Consider the following 7,303-nt stretch of genomic DNA (forward strand, 5'->3'; position numbering starts at 1 on the left):
CCCCGACGCCCTCCCCCGCGAGCACCTGGAAGCCGAAGGAGTCCGCCGGTCCGACGATCTTGTTGTCGATCACCCGGCTGGGGTCGTCGGGTCCGGTGAGCAGACCGGTGCGGTTGTCGGCCCAGCGGTGACCGTGCAGGTGGAAGGTGTGGTAGTACTCGCCGTGCGTGATCACCGCGAACTCGACGCGGTCGCCCACCGTGGCCTCGAGGTCCGGGCCGGTGTGCGGCGGACGGTTGTTGATGGTCATGTCGTTGAAGACGATCGTGTGCGTGCGGTCCGGCAGGACGTCGCCCTTGCGGCGGACGATCACCGGCCCGTACAGGCCCTTGCGGATGCCGCCGGTGCCGTGTTCGGTGCCGACGACGTGGTCGTGGTAGTGCCAGTAGCCCGCGCTGCCCTCCCGCCAGGTGCCGTCCTTGCGGCGGCCGGGGGCGTGGGTGCGCCAGGTGTAGGTGCGGGTGCCGCCGGGTTCCACGTCGCTCCTGTTCAGCCTGGTGCCGTCGCTGGAGATCTCGTAGTCCAGGCCGTGGACGTGCAGGCTCGCGGTCACGTCCATGATGTTCTCGAACTCGATGTGCAGCGTGTCGCCCTCGTTGAGTTCGATGAGCGGGCCGGGGACCGTCGCCCTGCCCTTCTCGAAGCCGTAGCCCATCTGCCCGTCGGGGAGTTTCTCGGCGTACAGCCTGATGTGCCTCACCTCGCCCCCGGCCGGCGCGGTGCGCGGCGGTGCGGCGGTGGCGGCGGCCGTGCCGGCGGTCGCGGCCTCGGCCTCGGAAGCCAGGGACAACGATGTCGCCACGGCCGCGCCGCCCAGCAGCACCCGCCGGTTGAAGCCGCGTCTGTCCATGGCCAACCTTCAACTCCCCACACTAGTATGGAAGTTACTCGGACCCCGCGAAAGGTACCGGCCCTGCGGCTGTTTATCCACACTCAGGACAAAGTTCGTTGGATTACAGCCGTACCTATTGGCGGGTCATGCAAAGAGGTCTACCTTCCTTGGCGTTTGCTGCGACCGAGGAGGGATGGGTGACCACATGCGGTCCACCTCGCATCAACAGCGCGCGCACTTACGCGTGTTGAACAGGAAGAAACGGCCGAGACGCATCTGGGCGGCCGCCGTCGCCGCGGGTGCCGTGGCGGCCGGGCTGCTCTCGGCCCCCGCCGCGAGCGCGCGCCCGGATCCGGGAACGCCTCTGACAACGATGTCGATCACGTCGCCGCCGGGCGGCTCGGACGCAAGGGTGCTGATCTTCTACGGTTCCGCCGCGGCCGGGGACGAGTCGCCGGTGGTGAACGCCGGGATCGAGGCGATCGAGAGGATCGGCCTGTCCGGACCGGCGCGGGAGCGTTTCAAGGTCGAGGCCACCGACGACGCCTCGGTCTTCACCAGCGCCACCAGGCTCGGCCGCTACAACGCGATCGTGTTCCTGACCGGCGGCGGCGACGTCCTCGACCCCGCCCAGGAGGCCGGCCTGGAGTCCTACATGGAGGCCGGCGGCGGCTTCGTCGGCATCCACGACGCGGCCCGCGCCGAACCGTACTCCGACTGGTTCACCGGACTCATCGGCGCCCGCCCGGCCGCCTCCGGTCCGACGGCCGTCCAGCGGGCCACCGTCGAGGTCGGCGACCGGCAGAACCCCGCGACCAGGGACCTGCCGCTGGAGTGGAAGCGCGCCGACCGGTGGCTCGACTGGGCCAAGAACCCCTCCGGCACGGTGCACACCGTGGCGCGGGTGCGCGAGTCGACGTACAAGCCGGGAGCGGGTGCGGGCGGCTGGGACCATCCGGTCAGCTGGTGCCGTGACTACGACGGCGGCCGTTCCTTCTACACCGGCATGGGCGGCACCGTGTCGTCGTACGACGAGACGGACTTCCGTGCTCACCTGCGCGGCGCCCTGCTGTGGACCACCCGGCTGGCGCAGGCCGACTGCAAGGCGACCATCACCGCGAACTACCGGGCCGAGCGCCTCACCCGGCCCAACCAGCCCGGACAGAACGACCAGATCGGCGAGCCGCACGGCCTGGTCACCGCCCCCGACGGCCGCGTCCTCTACATCGGCCGCGGCGGCGCGGACTCCTCCCGGCCGGTGGTCACCGACTGGAACAGTCCGGACGTCGGCAAGGGCAAGGGGCAGGTCCACGTCTACGACCCGAGGACCGGGAAGGTCACCCTGGCGGGCGAGCTGACGGTCTTCGGCAACAAGGGCGGCGGCGACGAGCTCACCAAGGTCGAGGAGGGCCTCCTCGGGATCGAGCTCGACCCGCGCTTCGAGCAGAACGGCTGGGTGTACCTGCACTACACGCCCCACGCGCGGCTCGACCGCGACAGGCGGACCGCCGAGCGGCGCGTCTCCCGCTTCACGCTCGACCCCGCCACCGACAGGCTGGACCTGGGCAGCGAGAAGGTGCTGCTCGAGTGGCCGGTGCAGGTGCACAGCTGCTGCCACGCGGGCGGCGGGATGACCTGGGACTCCCGGGGCAACCTGTACATCGCCACCGGCGACAACAACTCCAGTGGCTTCAGCGGCGGTTACTCCGGCAACAATCCGCAGCCCAGCTACAAGGGCGTGTCCTTCGCCGACGCCCGCCGCACCGCCGGCAACACCAACAACCTCAACGGCAAGATCCTGCGCATCCACCCGGAGCCCGACGGCACCTACACGATCCCCGACGGCAACCTCTTCACCGGCAAGGAGACCGCCGAGGGCGGCGGCAAGACCCGCGGCGAGATCTATGTGATGGGCGTCAGGAACCCGGCGCGCATCTTCGTCGACCGGAAGACCGACGTCCTGTACGCGGGCTGGGTCGGCCCGGACGCGGGCGAGCCGTCGCCGACCTGGGGTCCGGCCAAGTACGACACGTTCGCCGCCATCACCAAAGCCGGCAACCGCGGCTGGCCGTACTGCATGGGCGACAAGCAGCCCTACCGCGACCGCAACCTGCCCGACCCGTCGAAGCCGCTGGGCTGGTACGACTGCGACCACCCGAAGAACGAGTCCCCGAACAACGACGGACTGGTCAACCTCCCGCCGGTCACCGGCAACAACATCTGGTACTCGCCCCAGGGCGGCGGCCCGGACTACCCGCGCGACGCGAACGGGATCCCGTCGTACCGGAAGGAGGAGGCCACCTACCGGCTGCCGTGGCTCACGGGCGGCGGGCAGGCCGCGATGAACGGCCCGGTCTACCGGTACGACGGGTCGAGCGCGAGTGACGTCACGTGGCCCTCGTACTGGGACGGAAAGTGGTTCGTCGGCGACTTCTACGACGCCGACCAGCCGCGCAACGCCGTCCTGATGGACCCGAGGACGCTGGGCGACGGCGGACTGCCGGTGCACTCGGAGTCGCTGAAGAAGATCGTGCCGATCGGCAACGACGGCATCAAGAACCTCATGGACTGGAAGTTCGGTCCGGACGGCGCGCTGTACGTCCTCGACTACGGCCGCGGCTTCTTCACCTCGGACGCCAAGTCGGCGCTGTGGCGCGTCACCTACACGGGCGGCGGACCGACGCCGGCCGCCGGCCGACTGGCGAGGGGGACGGCACAGTGACCCACCGACTGCGTCAACGAACAATGTGGACGGCCCTGTTGGCCGCCCTGCTGATGGTGCTGGGCCTGCAGACGACGTCCGCCGCCGGACAGGCCGGCGCTCCGGCCCGGACGGCCGCCGCCCAGGTGCTCACCTGGACCGCCGGCGACGACATCACCCGGTACACCTCGGCGCCGGCGACGGCGGTGGCGGGACCGGCGGCGATCGTCTTCGAGAACAGCGCGGCGACCGGCAACACCACGGGGATGCCGCACACCCTGACCTTCGGCACCTCCGACCCCGAGTACAACAACGACGTCCAGCTCAACATCCTCGCCAACCCGTACGACGACCGGGGCGGCCGCCACACCGCCGAGGTCGTCCTCACCCCGGGCCGCTACCTCTACCACTGCACCATTCCCGGCCACGGGCAGATGCAGGGCGTCCTGGTGGTGACCGAGGGCGGCGGCCCGGACACCACGGCACCGGAGACCTCGGCGACCGTGCAGGGGACCCGGAACGCGCGGGGCGAGTACGTCGGCTCGGCGAGCGTGACCATCGACGCGACCGACGAGGGGTCGGGAGTCGACCGCGTCCAGTACGCCTTCGGCACGGCGCCGGGCGACTGGCTGCCGTACACCGCCCCCGTCGTCGTCGACCAGGTGGGCACCCACACGGTCCACTACCGGGCCACCGACAGGGCCGGCAACGTCTCCGCGGGCAAGAGCGTGGAGTTCACGGTCGTCGCCCCGCCGTCGGACGACACGACACCGCCGGAGACCTCGGCGACGGTCAGCGGCGAGCGGAACGCCGACGGCGCCTATGTCGGCATGGCGACGGTGACCGTCTCGGCCTCCGACACCGGTTCCGGGGTCAACACGATCGAGTACGCGGTCGGCTCCGGCGCCTGGCAGCCGTACACCGCCCCGGTGATGGTGCACCAGCCGGGCACGCACACCGTGCGCTACCGGGCCACCGACAGGGCGGGCAACGTGTCGGCGGAGAAGAGCGTGGGGTTCACCGTCGTCGCCCCGCCCGCGCGGGACACCACCCCGCCGGTGACCGGTGTGACCGTCGACGGCACACGGAACTCCGACGGGGCGTACGTCGGTTACGCCAAGGTGACCGTGAGCGCGGCCGACGAGGGCGGCTCCGGGGTCGCGGACATCGAGTACTCGCTCGACGGCGGGCCGTACATCGCCTACACCACGCCGGTGTTCGTCGACCGCGCCGGCCGCCACACCGTGGCGTACCGGGCGAGCGACAAGGCCGGCAACACGTCCGAGCCGCGGACCGTGAGCTTCGCGGTCGTGGCGGGCGGCGGGGTGCCCGCACCCAACTGCCCCGAGTACGACGAGCGGTTGACGGTGATCGTCGGCACGGTCGACTCGGGGGTGCCGAACCGGATCACCAACACCCGGTGCCGGATCGGCGAGTTGATCGAGGACGAGAAGGAGTGGACGTCCCAGGCGCTGTTCCTCAAGCACGTGAAGACGGTCCTGGACCGGCTCCTCAAGGAAGGGGTCGTCGACCAGCGGGAGTACAGGGCCGTCCAGCAGGCCGCCCGCGAGTCCGGCATCGGCGAGCCCGGCCAAACCACCGGGTACCGCACGATCCTCGACGGCAGCGCGGCCTCCTTCGCCCGGTGGGAGCAGGTCGGCGGCGGTTCGTTCGCGCTGAACCCCGACGGTTCGCTCACCAGCGGCACCACCAGGGACGGCCTGGGCATGTTGTGGTTCCCGCAGCGCAAGTACGGCGACTTCTCGCTCCGCCTCCAGTGGCGTGACGACGCTCCGGGCGACGGCAACGCCAACTCCGGCGTCTTCGTACGGTTCCCGTGGGTCCACGACCACCCGGAGGAGTCGCGGCCGGAGTGGGTCGCCATCAAGTACGGGCACGAGGTGCAGGTGTTCGACCGGCCCGACGGGGACATGTACAAGACCGGTTCGGTCTACGGCTTCGACCGGGTGGGGCTGGCCGGGGCCGGCGTCACCCAGAAGGGCACGTGGAACGACTACGAGATCCGCGTGATCGGCCAGCACTACTCGGTCCACCGCAACGGCGTGCTGATCAACGAGTTCGACAACATCGGCGGCCAGGACTTCTCCCCGCCCCGCTCGGACGACCCGGGCACGGACGGGCGGCGGTTCGCCTCCGGCTACATCGGACTCCAGGTGCACGGCACGACGGACGTGGTCTCCTACCGGGACGTACGGATCAAGGAGCTGTAGGAGCGGGCCGGAAAACCGGGGGACCGGCCGCCAGGAGGTTCGAGGGCGGCCGGTCCCTCCCTCTTCGCCCCGCCCGGCTCGGCTCAGGGCTTCATCAGCACCTTGACGGCGCCCTCCTGCTTGCGCTGGAACATCTCGTACGCGTGCGGCGCGTCCGACAGCGGCACGTGGTGCGTGGCGAAGTCGTCGACGCCGAGCGGGTCCTCGTCCGTCAGGTAGGGCATGATCTCGTCGGTCCAGCGGCGGACGTTGGCCTGGCCCATCCGCATCTGGATCTGCTTGTCGAAGAGCGTGAGCATCGGCATCGGGTCGGCCGAGCCGCCGTACACGCCGGAGAGGGAGATCGTGCCGCCGCGGCGCACCAGGTCGATGGCGGTGTGGAGGGCGGCGAGCCGGTCCACGCTGAAGCGTTCGGCGAGCGGTCCGCTCAGGGCGCGCGGCATCACCGCGGCGGTCTGCTGGACGAGCCGGGCGACCGCGCTGCCGTGCGCCTCGGTGCCGACCGCGTCGATCACGGCGTCGGGGCCGCGTCCGTCGGTCTCGTCGTGGATCGCGGCGACCAGGTCCTTCTCGTGGTGGAAGCCGCGCAGGTCGTACGTCTCCACACCCCGCCGGCGCGCCCGGGCGAGCCGCTCCGGGACCAGATCGATGCCGAACACCCGTTCGGCACCGCGCGCCTTGGCGATCCGGCACGCCATGTCGCCGATGGGCCCGAGGCCGAGCACGACCACGGTGCCGCCGCGCGGTACGGCGGCGTACTCGACCGCCTGCCAGGCGGTGGGCAGCACATCGGAAAGGTAGACGAACCGGTCGTCGGACGGGCCCTCGGGAACCTTGATCGGACCGTAGTGCGCCTGGGGCACGCGCAGGTACTCGGCCTGGGCGCCCGGGACGGCGCCGTACAGGCGGGTGTAGCCGAACAGGGCCGCGCCCATGCCCTCGCTGGTGACCTGGGTGGTCTCGCACTGGGTCTGCAGGCCCGCGGAGCACATGAAGCAGTGGCCGCAGGAGATCTGGAACGGTACGACCACCCGGTCGCCGGGCTTGAGGTTCGGCACCTCCGAACCCACCTCCTCCACGATGCCCATGGGCTCGTGGCCGAGGATGTCGCCGGGCGTCATGAACGGGGTGAGCACCTCGTACAGGTGCAGGTCGGAGCCGCACAGGCCGCTCGAGGTGATCCGGATGACGGCGTCCGTCGGCTCCTGGATCTTCGGGTCGGGGACCTCTTCCACCCGAACGTCGCGCTTGCCCTGCCAGGTCACTGCCTTCATCGTGCCGTGCCCCTTCCCTGCCGCGCTCGCAGCGCGCTCCTGTGTTCGTGCGCACGGCCGGGTACCCGGGCCCGAACCGGCGAACCACGGGGGGCCGAACGGCCCAGTCCGACGCGCACGATCAAAAACGAGCGGGTATGGCCACTGATGAACGGACAAGCACACAATCAGGGACAAAGAGAAGACAAAGAGAGGGACGGGGGCCATATGGCAAGCTGGGGACGGAAATCGGGGCGGAGATCGGGGGCGCGGCGCGCCCTTACGG

At 70.6% G+C, this 7,303-nt stretch carries 4 protein-coding genes; 2 read left to right on the plus strand and 2 right to left on the minus strand.

The features are described from left to right. Positions 1-850, minus strand: an 850-nt coding sequence (locus tag C1I97_RS27070) for a multicopper oxidase domain-containing protein (RefSeq protein WP_111005769.1), incomplete at its 3' end; no start/stop codon positions are given. 187 nt (positions 851-1,037) lie between these two features. Here C1I97_RS27070 and C1I97_RS27075 point away from each other — a divergent pair. Further along, on the plus strand, positions 1,038-3,554 hold the full coding sequence (locus C1I97_RS27075; protein ID WP_111005772.1) for a ThuA domain-containing protein: 2,517 nt from the start codon (positions 1,038-1,040) through the stop codon (positions 3,552-3,554). A 23-nt stretch (positions 3,555-3,577) separates the two neighbouring features. Further along, positions 3,578-5,764 carry an OmpL47-type beta-barrel domain-containing protein gene (locus C1I97_RS27080; protein WP_111005770.1) on the plus strand — a complete coding sequence of 729 codons (2,187 nt, stop codon included), beginning with the start codon at positions 3,578-3,580 and terminating at the stop codon, positions 5,762-5,764. An 83-nt stretch (positions 5,765-5,847) separates the two neighbouring features. Here C1I97_RS27080 and C1I97_RS27085 read toward each other — a convergent pair whose 3' ends face one another. After that, the gene (locus C1I97_RS27085) at positions 5,848-7,038 is read right to left on the minus strand and encodes a zinc-dependent alcohol dehydrogenase (protein WP_111005771.1); all 1,191 of its coding nucleotides are present in this window, start codon (positions 7,036-7,038) and stop codon (positions 5,848-5,850) included. Positions 7,039-7,303 lie beyond the last annotated feature (265 nt).

This window comes from Streptomyces sp. NTH33 (genome assembly GCF_003236365.1).
Lineage (GTDB): Bacteria > Actinomycetota > Actinomycetes > Streptomycetales > Streptomycetaceae > Streptomyces.

What these genes read in the sequence shown, in the direction of transcription:
- C1I97_RS27085 (WP_111005771.1), bottom strand. Translation starts at nt 7,038, where the DNA reads ATGAAGGCAGTGACCTGGCAGGGCAAGCGCGACGTTCGGGTGGAAGAG.
- C1I97_RS27080 (WP_111005770.1), top strand. Translation starts at nt 3,578, where the DNA reads ATGTGGACGGCCCTGTTGGCCGCCCTGCTGATGGTGCTGGGCCTGCAG.
- C1I97_RS27075 (WP_111005772.1), top strand. Translation starts at nt 1,038, where the DNA reads ATGCGGTCCACCTCGCATCAACAGCGCGCGCACTTACGCGTGTTGAAC.